Source organism: Muriicola soli, assembly GCF_004139715.1.
In the GTDB taxonomy this organism is placed as follows: domain Bacteria; phylum Bacteroidota; class Bacteroidia; order Flavobacteriales; family Flavobacteriaceae; genus Muriicola; species Muriicola soli.
The window spans coordinates 1,819,379-1,832,645 of the sequence record NZ_CP035544.1; the positions used below are offsets into that span (position 1 = coordinate 1,819,379).

Consider the following 13,267-nt stretch of genomic DNA (forward strand, 5'->3'; position numbering starts at 1 on the left):
TCTGATAAAGAGAAAGCAGAAAGTAAAATACCTCCTGCTTTCAAAATCCAGATATTAAAACAGTTAGAACTAAACCTTTTTCCCCTTCATCATTTTATTCCAATACAGATAGGGCAGCATGTATTTTTTTAAAATCCACAGACGCCAGTGTTCCTTGGAACTATCGAAAATCAGCATCTGCTTCAGTTTGGGATCAGGTGTGAAATTATTCTGGTAGTCGAATTCGGCCAGAACCATTTTCCCATAGCCAGTGATCAACGGACAAGAAGAATACCCGTTGTAGGACTTATTATTTGCTTCCTGATTCTTCAACAACTTCATGATATTATCTACAACAATCGGGGCTTGTTTGCGGATCGCTGCTCCTGTTTTCGCAGTGGGGAGTGCCGCCACATCGCCTAAACCAAAAACGTTGGTGTATTTTACGTGCTGCATGGACCCATGATCCACATCCAACCAACCTTCCTTGTTTACCAAAGCAGATTCCTGTATAAATTTAGGTGCAGTTTCCGGTGGTGCCAGATGCAGCATATCAAAAGGTATGCTTATCACATTCTTGTCATTCATCTCCTCCTTAATCTTGTTGCCTTCCGCTATGGGTCGTCGCTTGTCTTCCAGGGCGGTATACTTAAAATAGATGATCTGTTTTTCAGCATCAATTTTAAAAGGCGCATAAAAAGGTCTGAAATGTATCCCATACCGGTCGATCACCTTCAACAAAGTCTCTTTGATCTTTTGCACACCAAAAATTACCGTACCGGGAGTTGCAAAGATTACATTGGTATCCTTGAGAATTCCCTTTTTCCTGAAATAATCTGCAGCCAGGTAGGCGATCTTCTGTGGTGCCCCACCGCATTTGATAGGGGTGGCAGGCTGAGTAAATACTGCGTTTCCACCCTTGAAATTTTGCAACACTTCCCAGGTGTGTTCAGGGTCTGTATAATTGCTGCAAACCACTCCTTTATCTATAGCTTCGCTAAGTCCCTCAATCAGGGAAGTATCATTGACAAGCCCCGTGGCCACTACGAGATAATCATAGGAAATATCTCCAGATTTCTCCGTACCTACCTTATTCTCTTCGGGCCGCAGTTTGGTTGCGTAGTCTTTGATCCAGTCCACGCTTTTCGGCATCACTGATGCCATGGGCCTGGCTGTTTTCTTATAATCATAAGTTCCCGCACCAACCAAGGTCCAGGCTGGCTGGTAATAATGAGTGTCAGCAGGTTCAATAAGTCCAATTTCCAATTTTTTATTCTTTTTCAATAACTGGGCTGCTGTCATAATCCCTCCGGTACCTCCGCCTATAATAAGAATTTGATAATGTTTTTTCATGAGCTTGTCTGTTCTTAAATCTATACAATTTACTCCATTTCCCAATAGAATTATGTAACATGGGTAACATTAAATTTTCCATAAATCTGGTACTTTCTGCCGATAATAAAACTGATATTTTTTGATTTGAGTTAGAAATGTCCTGCAAGTAGGGATATAGTGTTAAAGGTAACCAGGGGTACTGTTTCAATTGGTCATTATTCCTAACTTTATTGAATACCTTGCTGAGGTTGAAACTGAGCATATGGAAAGACGAAATTTTATCAAAAAGACGGCTCTGAGTTCCCTGACCGTAGCTGTCGGGACCGAAATCGTATTTGGTTCCCTGATTCCCGAGGATTACCAACCCTTAGCATTACAGGATCCTGATCCGTTCACTCTTTTCAACAAAGACAAAGAGATGGTGGTCCTTAATGATAAACCCTGGAATATGGAAGCCAGGGCCCACTTACTGGATGATAAGGTTACCCCAGAAAAATATATGTTCATTAGAAATAATGGGTTGATTCCCGAGAACATTGATGCGGCCTCCTGGACTTTGACCATCGAAGGCGAGGCAGCTCAAAATATAAAGACCTACACCCTTGCTGAATTAAAATCTAAGTTTAAAACATATACCTACCAGTTGACCCTGGAGTGCGGGGGTAATGGAAGAAGTGAATTTGATCCTCCTGCCAAGGGAAATCAGTGGACCGTTGGGGCCGTTTCCTGTGCAGAATGGACGGGGGTAAGACTAAAAGATGTTCTCGAAGATGCGGGTTATACAGATAAGGCTGTTTATATAGGCTACCATGCCGCAGATGTCCATTTGAGTCGGGATCCGGAAAAAGAACCCATTTCCAGAGGTGCTCCTATGGCAAAAGCTTTGCAGGACGAAACTTTGCTCGCTTATAAGATGAATGGAAAGGAGATCCCATTGGCCCATGGCTATCCGCTGCGTTTGGTTGCCGGAGGATGGCCGGCTTCTGTATCCGGCAAATGGGTGCAGAGGATTAGCATCAGAGACCGGGTACACGATGGCACCAAGATGACCGGAGATGCATACAGGGTACCGTGTAGTCCTGTAGCTCCGGGAGAAAAAGTCAAGGATGAGGATATGTGTATCATAGAATCTATGCCGGTAAAATCCCTGATAACCTATCCCATGTCGGGCGCAATGATCAAATCCGGGCAGAAATTGAACATCAGGGGGCATGCCTGGGCTGGCGAACTTGAAGTTAGCTCTATGGAATATTCTATCGATTTTGGTTCCACCTGGCAAAACTGTAAGATCGACAAACCACAGAACAGGCTCGCCTGGCAGCATTTCACTGCGAGCATTTCTTTCCCTAAAAAGGGGTATTACGAAGTATGGGCCCGGGCCACAGATTCTCGGGGAACGAGTCAGCCTATGCTATTACCCGGCTGGAATCCAAAGGGATACCTCAACAATGCTTGTCATAGAATCGCTGTCAAGGTCACTTAATTATGGATAATCAAGACAAATTTAAATCCCAGATAAGAGGCATCTACAGACTATTGAGCACGTTGATGGTCCTTTTTTTCATTACCGCATTTGGGATTATATATCTACTGTCTGATCCGACCCTCTCTTTTTTCAGGGGAACGGACACCTCGCCGGAATATGTACAAATTGAAATAGAGGATGATTTTGACAAAATCGAGAATGGCATTCATGTGAGAACAGGATTTAAAGATGCTGAGGGACTGATGACCGTAGTCAACAATTGTACTAATTGCCATTCAGCCCAGCTGGTCATCCAAAACCGTATGAATGAAGAGAGATGGATTGCTACGATTCGCTGGATGCAAGAAACTCAAAATCTCTGGGATCTGGGCAAAAATGAAGAGATCATTGTGAATTATCTGGTTAATAACTATCCCCCTAAGAAAAAGGGCAGAAGAGAAATCCTAAGCAATATTTCGTGGTATGAACTTAACGAATAGTCTTTTGCTTTTAATTCTATTGGCCATTGTCCTGTCTTGTAAGGAGAATACAAAGTCAGCGACAGAAGGGGATATAATTTTAATCAAACCGCTGATCCCCTACAATAGCCCATTGTTGGATTTGAAAGATCCGGATGTTGCTCTCGTAGACTTCAGGACAGACGATGCTTATAAAGCAGGTCATTTGCCGGGAGCGATCAATCTTTACCGCGACGATTTTCAGGATACCATCCTGCCTTACAAGGGCATTCGGATGGACAGAGAAAAGATGGCAGAACGGCTGGGTAAGGCAGGAATTACAGAGGATCACACTATTGTGGTATACGATGATAAAGGATCTTCTGATGCTTCCCGACTGTGGTGGCTATTGCGCCTATATAACTTTGAAAAAGTCTATCTCCTGGATGGCGGTATTGGCTATTGGGAGTATATGGGGGTAAGCCTAGTATAGAGGTAACAGACGTAATTCCTGACACGTTTAGTTTTAGCGACAAACCCGATAAATTTATTCTGATAGAAAAAGAACAAGTATTAAAGTTGATCCATTCTGAGTCTTCAAAAGCAATACTTTTAGACGCAAGAAGTGCCGAGGAATACAAAGGACATCAGCACAAAGATGGAGCAAAAAAAGCAGGCCGGATTCCTAAGAGTGTGCATATTGATTGGGCTGAAGCTGTGGATTATGGCAATACCTTTACCTTTAAACCCGTGGAGGAATTGGAAAAGATCTATAATAGATTGGGAGCTTTAAAAGAAGATACTATTGTAGTGTATTGTCATAGCGGAGTACGTTCTTCACATACTACGTTCGTTCTTACCCAATTATTGGATTATAAAAATGTCTTGAACTACGATGGTTCGTGGGTAGAATGGAGTTATGATGATCTGCTCCCATTCGAAACAGACACACAATATGTTGAAAAAAAATAGACTATGGAAAATTATTTAAACGCTTTTCTAAATGCTTTTGAGGGAAGTGTCCGATGGACATGGAAATCAATTCTTTTTGAGGTGCCCTGGTATACCAATTATTTCTGGGGCCTGATCGCAATCTCGCTCTTCGTCTGGTTGTTAGAAATACTTTTCCCCTGGCGGAAAGACCAGTCAATATTCAGGAGGGACTTCTGGCTGGATGCCTTTTATATGTTCTTCAACTTCTTTATGTTTTCCATCGCCATCAGCGGGTTTTATAAAATGCTCGAAGTCCTCTTCTCCGACTTAGGAATAAGTGCAAAGAGCCTGTCAGTATTAGATATCTCTGCCTTCCCTATGTGGTTGCAGCTATTGGTGTTTTTTATAGTACTCGACTTTGTACAGTGGATTACACATATTATGCTGCACAGATATCGTTTCCTGTGGAATTTTCACAAAGTCCACCACTCGGTAAAGGAAATGGGTTTTGCTGCTCACCTGCGCTATCACTGGATGGAGAATGTCTTGTACAAACCCCTTAAAGTATTTGGGGTAATGATCCTGGGAGGCTTTGAACCGAGTCAGGCCTATATCGTGCATTTTGCAGCTATAGCGATAGGTCATTTTAACCACTCCAATATCAAGATCACCTGGGGCCCGTTCAGATATATTTTCAACAATCCCGTGATGCACCTGTATCATCACGCATACACCTTACCTAAAGGTTCGTACGGGGTTAATTTCGGGATCAGCCTGAGCCTGTGGGACTACATATTCAAAACCAATTACATCCCGGAGGACAGCGGAAACATAGAGTTGGGCTTTCCGGGAGATAAAGACTTCCCTCAGGACTTCTTGCACCAGAACGTGTATGGCTTTGGTAAGGACAAAAAAAAGGAGTAACACTTAAATCAGGAATCGCACCAACTAGGTGTGTTTCTGAGCTTATAATTGAGGAGGATTATAATTTTCGGAATATTATTTCCATTTCAATATGCCTCCCTTGAGGTCGTATACCTTCTCAAAGCCCATGTTTATCAATTTATTTGCCGCTTTTAAGCTGCGGCTACCCGTTCTGCAATACAGATATACGGGTTTGGTCTTATCCATTTTCTCGAAGGCTTCCACAAAGGCCTTTCCTTTGAAAAAATCAATGTTTATTGCTCTTGCAATGTGACCCCCTTTAAACTCTCCCGAAGTTCTAACATCGACCAATTGAACATCATTATTGTTGACGGCTTTTTTATAGACATCAACATCCAGGATTTCTATTTTGTTAGAGCGGGTTTTTTCCGGTTTAAAAATTTTATCGAGAATTTTCATGGTTTATACTTTAAATTTTGGAAATCGGGGGCAGTCTTAACGAGAAAACCGCCCCCTCAACAATCCAACCAATAAAAACGTAATCTATAATAAGGTGGTGGGGCATATATATTCTGACTTTTTTATCTCCGTTTTGAGAATACCGTTGAACCCATCCGATACATCCCTGAAATTATTCCACCCTCTTTGTTTCAATATGGATGCGGCAATCATACTGCGATAACCACTTCCACAATGCAGGATAAAAGGCTTGTCTTTGGGAAACTGGGCCAGTTGGCTGTTGATCTCGTTCAGCGGCACATTGATGGCTCCTATCACATGTTCCGAATCGAACTCGCTCTTTTTCCGCACATCGATGATCAGAGGTTCTGATGTTTTGTATTCTTCTTCCAGCTCATTGGAAGTAAGACGCGAAATGGTTTCAAATTCTTTCCCGGATAACTTCCAGGCTTCCATTCCACCATCTAAGAAGCCAATGGTATGATCGTATCCTACTCTCGACAGCCGTGTAATCGCTTCTTCTTCTTTGTTGGGATATGTGATCAACAGTATTTGTTGTCTTACATCAGGAATCATCTCCCCTACCCACATGGCAAAACTGCCATCCAGCGCAATATTGATGCTGTTGGGTACGTGTTCTCTTGCAAAATCTTCCGCATCCCTGGTGTCCAGCATCAGCGCATCCGTTTCATTGGCTGCGGCTTCGAATGCTTCGGGTGTCATAGGTCTTTCTCCTCGTTCCATTACGGTGTCAAGACTTTCATACCCCTTTATATTCATCAGCACATTCTGTGGAAAATATCCCGGAGGGGCAGTTAATCCTGTCAATAATTCTTTAATAAATTCTTCCTTCGTCATATCGGCCCGTAGGGCGTAATTTACTTTCTTCTGGTGCCCCAGTGTATCTGTGGTTTCCTTGCTCATCATTTTCCCACAGGCAGATCCCGCACCGTGATTCGGATATATAATAAGATCGTCCGATAAGGGCATAATTTTGTTCCTGAGGGAATCAAATAAAAGCGCTGCCAGTTTCTCTTCCGTCAGATCGGAAATTACGTGCTGAGCCAGGTCTGGCCGTCCTACGTCACCAATGAATAAGGTATCACCGGTAATGATCCCGTGCTCTTTTCCCTTCTCATCAATTAAGAGATAGGTTGTACTTTCCATGGTATGGCCGGGGGTATGGATCACCTTCACCTTATAGTCCCCTACTTTAAAAACTTCACCGTCCTTAGCAACGGTTGCTTCGTATCCGGGTTTTGCCGTGGGACCAAAGACGATCTCCGCTCCGGTTTTTGCTTTTAGGTCCAGGTGCCCACTAACAAAATCGGCGTGAAAATGCGTCTCAAAAACGTACTTGACCTCCGCCTTATCTTTCCTAGCCCTTTCGATATAGGGTCCTACCTCTCTTAGAGGATCAAATATTGCTGCTTCACCCTTACTTTCAAGATAGTAAGCCGCGTGAGCTAAACAACCCGTATAAATTTGCTCTACTTTCATTGTATATTAAGCTTTGTTCAACTTCTATTATAACTCCATTAAAATTAGGCATACGGTCTGGTTGGGATAGTGACTTAAGTTACAAAGGTGGCTATGGCCCCAACTTTATCCTATGATATTTATCATTGTTGGCGGTAGATCAGCTGTAGAATTCCTTAAAGAGAATATAGATCCCCATAACAAGGACAAACCAGCCAAAAGATTTCTTGAGCTTACTGCCCTCGATGAACTTATTCAGCCACACGCCTATGATGATCCCAATTAGGGAAAATGCAGTAAAACTCAATAAGAATATCCAATCGATCTCCATGGTTTCCACATCCCCAATAAACCCGATCAAGGACTTAATAGCGATAATCAGTAAGGAAGTTGCGACTGCTTTTTTCATAGGTAATCTGGCCAGCATGACAAGTGCCGGAATAATCAGGAACCCTCCTCCAGCCCCAACAATACCTGTAATTACCCCAACTACGAGACCTTCGAGGATGATCAAAGGGTAGTTATATTTCACTACGGCATCTTCGTCATCGCAATTCTTACACTTGCCTTTGATCATGGAATAGGAAGCCAACAACATAATCAGGGCAAAAAATACCATGATTCCGATGTCGCGGGTTACTATAAATGATCCCAACTTAATTAACTCCCCTGGGAGGGCCGGAACCAGAAATCGCCTCGTGAGATAGACGGCGATAAATGCGGGGATGGCAAAAACAATAGCCGTTTTAAAATCGACCAACTTCTTTCTGATATTCTGCAAAGCGCCGGCCAGGGAAGATACGCCTACTACAAAGAGGGAGTAAGCTGTGGCGACCACAGGATTAATCCCCAGCAGATAAACGAAAATGGGTACTGTAAGTATGGATCCTCCGCCGCCAATAAGCCCAAGCACAACGCCTATGGCCAGGGCACCTATATATCCAAGAATTGATATAATATCCAAAATGTAAAAATATAAGCTCAAAAGTACAGGGCTCAAATTGCGCGGGTCGTAACTCAGGTTACAGTTCACACACAACTATGGATTCTACAGGTCATATCGGGAGAGAAAAATCAAATCCATATAGAGAATATGACAATAGTCATATTATATAAAATGTGAATTCCCTAGCTTGAACATATTCCAAAGTCCGGTCTCATGAAAACCTTTCTCTACGCCACAGATTTATCTGAAAATTCGATCTCAGCCTTTCATTTTGCTGTCATGCTCAGTGAACAACTCAAGGCTAAATTGCATGTGCTCCACGTTTTCGATATGAAAGCCACATTTATTAGTACTGTTAGTCTTACCTATGCCAAACGTGAGGAAATCATGTATAAGGAGCAGTTTGAAAAACTAAAGGAATTCTGCAAGAAACACCACGGTTTAAAACTTCCCGATTATATAACATTAAATGTAGAAGAAAACAGTTTTTCTTCTACCGGGATTCTTGAAAAGGCAGAATCTTTAAATGCAGATTTAATACTTGTGGGCACTAAAGGCAGCAGCCTTATCAAGGATATATTCCTGGGTAGCACGGCCACTAACCTGATTAAATACTCCTATGTTCCTGTATTGGCAATTCCACTTGAATATGAGAGTAAACCGATTCGCAAAATTATATATGCCACCGCCTTTGAGGAAGCAGACATACTCGCAATTAGAAAACTTGTAGGGCTCGCAGAACCCTTTGGTGCGGAAATAAAACTGATTCACGTGTCTACGGAGGATGAATATGCAGGAAAAGACCAAATGGAATGGTTCAGGGAGATGTTGGAAAGCAAGGTAGAGTACGATAAAATTAATTTTGATTTGCGCTTTTCGGATGATGTATTCAATACCTTATTTAATTATTTCAAAGAGGAAGACGCAAGCATTATTGCTATGCTAGAACGCGAAGGCCCGGGGTTTTTTAAAGGACTATGGCACAAGGATACGGTAAGTAGAATGAAATTACAGATCGACCGACCATTGCTGAGTTATCACAAAAATAATCTGATGCAAAACCCGACAATTGAGCGTTTTCCATTTTCATCCATTATCTGAGCTCCAGGGCTGGAAGATACATGGATTAATTCGCCGCGGATGGAAACTCGCTTCCCTTTTTTCGTATCTTTAAAAGAGGCCTGTAGCCGTTATTACACTACTCATATTTTTAAGAACTGATTACTAATTTCAAATCCTATCGCCATGAATCCAATGATGTTTTTCTTTTTGTTTCTCGCCTTATTTCTGCTAGCAGGAATACGGATCATTTTTGAATATAAACGGGCCCTTAAATTTCGGTTTGGGAAGTATGTTAAAACCCTTCAACCGGGATTTCGTTGGATTATTCCCATTGTGGAAACTATACAGATCGTAGATATTCGGGTGATTACCATAAATATCGTTTCTCAGGAAGTAATGACCGAAGATAACGTACCCTGTAGCATTGACGGAGTAGTCTTCTTTCAAATCAAAGATCCGGAAAAAGCTGTTCTGGAAGTAGAGGAATTCACTTTTGCCATTACCCAGCTATCCCAGGCCGCCTTAAGGGATGTCTGCGGAAAGGTGGAATTAGACACCATTTTATCCAAGAGGGAGGAGATGGGTAAAAATATCAAAGCGATTGTCGAAAGCGAGACACATCAATGGGGTATTGAGATCAGCGATGTAAAGATCAAAGACATCCAGCTACCTGAAAATATGCGAAGGATGATGGCGAATCAGGCTGAAGCAGAACGGTCACGAAGAGCCCGTATTATTTTGGCTCAGGCCGAGGAACAGGCAGCCGATATGCTATTGCTGGCAGGAAAGAAAATTGATCAGTCGCCTTCTGCAATTAAATTGCGCTTGTATCAGACACTGTCTAATATAGCGGCAGAAAAGAACTCTACAATACTCTTCCCATTCCCCGAAGAAGTTTTACCCAAAAAATCAAAGGATTGAGACCATTGCCCTTAAAATTATTTGCCTTAAATTAAATAAAAAAGCCCTCCTGCGGGGCTTTTTTATTACAAGCAATCATCATGAGCAGGAGGGCAACCTTTAAAGTGGGGCTCGTGTCATGCAATTTCCACTCTTTTGGGTTTTAATTTTTTAGCTTCTTCCTTCTTCAGGATTTTAAAGCTCAGTATGCCATCATTGTATTTGGCTTTGATTTTGTCTTCCAAAACATTTTCTGGCAACAATAATGATCTTTCAAAAGAATTATAGGAAAACTCTTTCCTGCTATAATTCTCCTTTTCAGATTCCTCAGTAACTTCTTTTTCGGCTTTGATTGTCAAATAGCCATTTTCAATAGATACCTCGAAATCTTTTTTGTCGAATCCCGGAGCGGCAAGTTCTATTTCGAAGTGGTGATCGCTCTCCTTGATGTTAAGAGCTGGTTCTCCTGAACGTCCATTCCAGAAATTTTCATTGACTAACCCTTTATTCCAAAATCGATTATCGAAGAAATCTTCCATATCGAAGAAATCGGAGGTAATCAAATCGGAAAACGGGCGATTACGATTCTTAAATCTAACAAGTGTCATGATTTTGAAAATTTAGGTTAAACAATCCGTTAAATAGTCATTTGTTAAAGTAGGCACAAAGCATGGAGATTCCTATGATATTTGTCATGCGACAGGATTTGTTATCAACTTTCTCAGTCCAAAAAAGTGGTATTGTTCTACCTACCCTACCTCAGTAAAATATTGATGACACCATTGGCCCCTCGGGCACCGTAGGCCCCCAATTCTGAGGGTGTTTTATACACTTCGATGGAACGCACATCATCGGGGTTGATACTCCCCAAAATACCGGATAAGCCTCCGCTGTAAGCCACTCCATCGATAAGAAACAATGGTTCTGAGGTATTAGAGAAAGAGTTGGGGCCAAAAACACGCACTACGTTTCCTCTCACGGTAACACCGGGAACACGCTGTAACATGAGTAATATACTGGTCTCGCCTTTTTGAGCTTTTACAGATCTAATGTTTCCGGTATCCGGTCCTCCTTTAACTCCGGTCGACCTGTAACTGGTACAACCCAGGGATAATCCCCCTATAGCCATCAAAAAAAGAGATCTGTAAATTAGTTTATGTCTCATCATAAGTTAAATTAAAATACGCTCAATTAACCCTTCCACAGCGTCCATGGCGCCCGGTAAATCGGACTTAAATAGGAATTTACTTCGGGCTCATTACTGATCATACCCCTACCTGGATCCCATTCCAGTTTTTTCCCGCTGCGGTAGGCGATATTTCCAAGATGGGCTACCAGGGCAGCATCCCTGCCCATTTCAATGGTGCAGTTGGGGTCCTTCCTGCTCAAAATGCAATCGTAGAAGTTTTTTGTGTGTAAATCAAGTGGATTTACCGAACTCTTTCTCGGTGGTAGAGCGTCTATCAGGTACTCTCCATTCTCCTGAAAGGGCAGTACCTTCCAGCTAACTCGATTGATCGCAAGAATGCCCTTTTCGCCAATAAAAGCTACCCCGGGCTCACCTGATTCTTCTAGGTATGGTGAGGTGCCCATGGCGATATATTGCTCCCAAACCAGATTAAAATTTTCAAAATCATAGACCGTGGTCAGGGTATCGGGGGTCTGAGCGGCATTGTCAGGAAAAGCAAATTTTCCTCCCAGAGCCATCACTGATTTCGGACTGCTTACTTCCATACCGGCCAGAACTATGTCCAGCATATGTACGCCCCAGTCAGTCATTAATCCACCCGCATAATCCCAAAAATACCTGAAAGAGCCATGAAAACGATTCTGGTTGAATGGTCGGGCCGGAGCCGGACCCAGCCAACGGTCGTAGTCGACACCGGGAGGTACAGGGCCGTCCGGGACCACATCAAAGCCCTTCCCATAATTCACCGTTGCCCAGGCTTTGGCCTGCCTGATCCTTCCCAAAACACCCGATTTCAAATAGGTAAGTGCTTCTATCCAATGTGGATCGCTCCGCTGCCATTGTCCTACCTGTACCACCCTGTCGTATTTTCGTGCGGCTTTAACCATCAGATTGGCCTCAGTTATACTATTGGCTATGGGCTTTTCAACATAAACATCCTTTCCGGCCATGCAGGCATCGGTCATTTGTATGCAATGCCAGTGATCGGGGGTACCTATAATCACTGCGTCCAGGCCTTTCATTTTAAGAAATTCTCTGTGATCACTAAAGGTCTCCGGACGTTTTCCAAAAGAGGCCTTTATCTCCCCGGCTCTGTTTTCCAGTAAGGAGGAGTCTACGTCACAGAGAGCAACACAACTGGTTCCGGGAATCTTTAGAAAAGAACTAAGGTTTGCCCAACCCATTCCTCGTACACCGATGAGTCCGACCCTTACTTTTTGATCGGAATTGATCTCCCGGGACGCCGAGAGGTGAGTTAGTGGGAGACCTGAAGCCAGGGTAGCTGCGCCCAGGTTTCTGATAAAGGATCTGCGATTTTGCATGACTACTCTATTTTAGCTTAAAGTAGTTATTTTTCGCGAATCTATCCCGGATTTCTTCGGGTGGCGGCAGTTTTTAAAGGTCAATTTCGAGTAGTACCGGGCAATGGTCAGAACCAAAATGGTCGTCAAGGATTTCAACCCTAGAGACCTTGTCGATTAGGGAAGAACTCAGCAAAAAGTAGTCTAATCGCCAACCTACATTGCGTTCTCTTGCTTTAAGCCTGTAACTCCAGTAAGTATAGGCTTCGGTGTTGGGGTGAAAATGACGGTAGGCGTCTACTAAGCCTGAATTTACAAAGGCATCCATCCCGTCGATCTCTACCTGTGTATATCCGGCGGTCTTATCGTAGTTAGATTTGTCGTTTTTCAGGTCGATGGGCTTATGAGCCACGTTAAAATCGCCGCAGGCGATCACAGGTTTCGACTTCTCCTTTTCCTTGATGTAATTTAAAAAGTCGGCATCCCATTTTTTTCTGTAATCGAGTCTTCCTAACTGCTGCCCTGAGTTGGGAACATAGACATTGATCAGATAAAATTTATCGTACTCCGCACAAAGGATCCGGCCCTCCTGATCGTGTTCAGCCACGCCCATATCTGCAACAACTAGTTCAGGCTTTACCTTGCTGAGAATGGTGGTCCCGGAATATCCTTTTTTCTCTGCTGCATTATTCGATATGCTATATTTTTCGATAGATTTGAGTGCCTTGTCTACTTCTTCTTCCTGTGCCTTTGTTTCCTGTAGGCAAACGATGTCAGCGTTGATCTGTTCAATTGAATCAAAGAAGTCCTTTTTTACGATGGCTCTGATGCCATTCACATTCCAGGTCACAATCTTCATGGAATACACGGATTAAA

At 42.9% G+C, this 13,267-nt stretch carries 15 protein-coding genes; 7 read left to right on the forward strand and 8 right to left on the reverse strand.

Features of this window, described 5'->3' with window-relative positions:
- Positions 1 to 69: 69 nt before the first annotated feature.
- Entirely contained in the window at positions 70 to 1,332 is a 1,263-nt protein-coding gene (locus EQY75_RS08260; protein ID WP_129604800.1) for an NAD(P)/FAD-dependent oxidoreductase, read from the reverse strand.
- 244 nt (positions 1,333 to 1,576) lie between these two features.
- On the opposite strand from EQY75_RS08260, the gene EQY75_RS08265 reads away from it, so the two are divergent.
- The 5 genes from EQY75_RS08265 to EQY75_RS08285 all read left to right on the forward strand — a co-directional run bounded on the left by EQY75_RS08265 (position 1,577) and on the right by EQY75_RS08285 (position 5,094).
- Positions 1,577 to 2,797: a sulfite oxidase gene (locus EQY75_RS08265; RefSeq protein ID WP_129604803.1), complete on the forward strand. Its 1,221-nt coding sequence runs from the start codon at positions 1,577 to 1,579 to the stop codon at positions 2,795 to 2,797.
- A gap of 2 nt (positions 2,798 to 2,799) precedes the next feature.
- Positions 2,800 to 3,279, forward strand: a complete 480-nt coding sequence (locus EQY75_RS08270) for a monoheme cytochrome C (protein ID WP_129604805.1) — start codon at positions 2,800 to 2,802, stop codon at positions 3,277 to 3,279.
- Positions 3,263 to 3,730 carry a sulfurtransferase gene (locus tag EQY75_RS08275; RefSeq protein WP_129604808.1) on the forward strand — a complete coding sequence of 156 codons (468 nt, stop codon included), beginning with the start codon at positions 3,263 to 3,265 and terminating at the stop codon, positions 3,728 to 3,730. The genes EQY75_RS08270 and EQY75_RS08275 overlap by 17 nt, the downstream gene beginning before the upstream one ends.
- 86 nt (positions 3,731 to 3,816) lie before the next feature.
- Positions 3,817 to 4,209 (forward strand): sulfurtransferase, encoded by a 393-nt coding sequence (locus tag EQY75_RS08280; protein WP_165200590.1) that lies wholly within the window; start codon positions 3,817 to 3,819, stop codon positions 4,207 to 4,209.
- 3 nt (positions 4,210 to 4,212) lie between these two features.
- Positions 4,213 to 5,094 carry a sterol desaturase family protein gene (locus tag EQY75_RS08285; protein ID WP_129604812.1) on the forward strand — a complete coding sequence of 294 codons (882 nt, stop codon included), beginning with the start codon at positions 4,213 to 4,215 and terminating at the stop codon, positions 5,092 to 5,094.
- Positions 5,095 to 5,169: 75 nt separating this feature from the next.
- Here EQY75_RS08285 and EQY75_RS08290 read toward each other — a convergent pair whose 3' ends face one another.
- From EQY75_RS08290 to EQY75_RS08300, 3 genes are all read right to left on the reverse strand, one after another.
- Positions 5,170 to 5,514, reverse strand: coding sequence for a rhodanese-like domain-containing protein (locus tag EQY75_RS08290; RefSeq protein ID WP_129604815.1), 345 nt, complete (start codon positions 5,512 to 5,514; stop codon positions 5,170 to 5,172).
- A gap of 84 nt (positions 5,515 to 5,598) precedes the next feature.
- Positions 5,599 to 7,014 (reverse strand): MBL fold metallo-hydrolase, encoded by a 1,416-nt coding sequence (locus EQY75_RS08295; RefSeq protein WP_129604817.1) that lies wholly within the window; start codon positions 7,012 to 7,014, stop codon positions 5,599 to 5,601.
- A gap of 139 nt (positions 7,015 to 7,153) precedes the next feature.
- A complete protein-coding gene (locus EQY75_RS08300) occupies positions 7,154 to 7,957 on the reverse strand; it encodes a sulfite exporter TauE/SafE family protein (RefSeq protein WP_129604819.1) in 804 nt (267 codons plus the stop codon).
- 195 nt (positions 7,958 to 8,152) lie between these two features.
- On the opposite strand from EQY75_RS08300, the gene EQY75_RS08305 reads away from it, so the two are divergent.
- Positions 8,153 to 9,040 (forward strand): universal stress protein, encoded by an 888-nt coding sequence (locus tag EQY75_RS08305; protein ID WP_129604822.1) that lies wholly within the window; start codon positions 8,153 to 8,155, stop codon positions 9,038 to 9,040.
- A gap of 144 nt (positions 9,041 to 9,184) precedes the next feature.
- On the forward strand, positions 9,185 to 9,922 hold the full coding sequence (locus EQY75_RS08310) for a slipin family protein (RefSeq protein ID WP_129604824.1): 738 nt from the start codon (positions 9,185 to 9,187) through the stop codon (positions 9,920 to 9,922).
- Between the two features lie 116 nt (positions 9,923 to 10,038).
- Here the strand turns inward: EQY75_RS08310 and EQY75_RS08315 are convergent, their stop codons facing one another.
- The 4 genes from EQY75_RS08315 to EQY75_RS08330 form a co-directional block, all read right to left on the reverse strand.
- Positions 10,039 to 10,509, reverse strand: a complete 471-nt coding sequence (locus tag EQY75_RS08315; RefSeq protein WP_129604827.1) for an Hsp20/alpha crystallin family protein — start codon at positions 10,507 to 10,509, stop codon at positions 10,039 to 10,041.
- A 146-nt stretch (positions 10,510 to 10,655) separates the two neighbouring features.
- Positions 10,656 to 11,069, reverse strand: coding sequence for a TonB-dependent receptor plug domain-containing protein (locus EQY75_RS08320; protein WP_129604829.1), 414 nt, complete (start codon positions 11,067 to 11,069; stop codon positions 10,656 to 10,658).
- Positions 11,070 to 11,092: 23 nt separating this feature from the next.
- Complete coding sequence (locus tag EQY75_RS08325; RefSeq protein WP_129604832.1) at positions 11,093 to 12,412, reverse strand: Gfo/Idh/MocA family protein; 1,320 nt, start codon at positions 12,410 to 12,412, stop codon at positions 11,093 to 11,095.
- A gap of 73 nt (positions 12,413 to 12,485) precedes the next feature.
- On the reverse strand, positions 12,486 to 13,250 hold the full coding sequence (locus EQY75_RS08330; protein WP_129604834.1) for an exodeoxyribonuclease III: 765 nt from the start codon (positions 13,248 to 13,250) through the stop codon (positions 12,486 to 12,488).
- Between the last annotated feature and the right edge of the window lie 17 nt (positions 13,251 to 13,267).

Excerpts from the sequence above, each read along its gene's own strand:
- EQY75_RS08260 (WP_129604800.1), bottom strand. The coding sequence starts at position 1,332 with ATGAAAAAACATTATCAAATTCTTATTATAGGCGGAGGTACCGGAGGG.
- EQY75_RS08265 (WP_129604803.1), top strand. The coding sequence starts at position 1,577 with ATGGAAAGACGAAATTTTATCAAAAAGACGGCTCTGAGTTCCCTGACC.
- EQY75_RS08270 (WP_129604805.1), top strand. The coding sequence starts at position 2,800 with ATGGATAATCAAGACAAATTTAAATCCCAGATAAGAGGCATCTACAGA.
- EQY75_RS08275 (WP_129604808.1), top strand. The coding sequence starts at position 3,263 with ATGAACTTAACGAATAGTCTTTTGCTTTTAATTCTATTGGCCATTGTC.
- EQY75_RS08285 (WP_129604812.1), top strand. The coding sequence starts at position 4,213 with ATGGAAAATTATTTAAACGCTTTTCTAAATGCTTTTGAGGGAAGTGTC.
- EQY75_RS08290 (WP_129604815.1), bottom strand. The coding sequence starts at position 5,514 with ATGAAAATTCTCGATAAAATTTTTAAACCGGAAAAAACCCGCTCTAAC.
- EQY75_RS08295 (WP_129604817.1), bottom strand. The coding sequence starts at position 7,014 with ATGAAAGTAGAGCAAATTTATACGGGTTGTTTAGCTCACGCGGCTTAC.
- EQY75_RS08305 (WP_129604822.1), top strand. The coding sequence starts at position 8,153 with ATGAAAACCTTTCTCTACGCCACAGATTTATCTGAAAATTCGATCTCA.
- EQY75_RS08310 (WP_129604824.1), top strand. The coding sequence starts at position 9,185 with ATGAATCCAATGATGTTTTTCTTTTTGTTTCTCGCCTTATTTCTGCTA.
- EQY75_RS08315 (WP_129604827.1), bottom strand. The coding sequence starts at position 10,509 with ATGACACTTGTTAGATTTAAGAATCGTAATCGCCCGTTTTCCGATTTG.
- EQY75_RS08320 (WP_129604829.1), bottom strand. The coding sequence starts at position 11,069 with ATGATGAGACATAAACTAATTTACAGATCTCTTTTTTTGATGGCTATA.
- EQY75_RS08325 (WP_129604832.1), bottom strand. The coding sequence starts at position 12,412 with ATGCAAAATCGCAGATCCTTTATCAGAAACCTGGGCGCAGCTACCCTG.
- EQY75_RS08330 (WP_129604834.1), bottom strand. The coding sequence starts at position 13,250 with ATGAAGATTGTGACCTGGAATGTGAATGGCATCAGAGCCATCGTAAAA.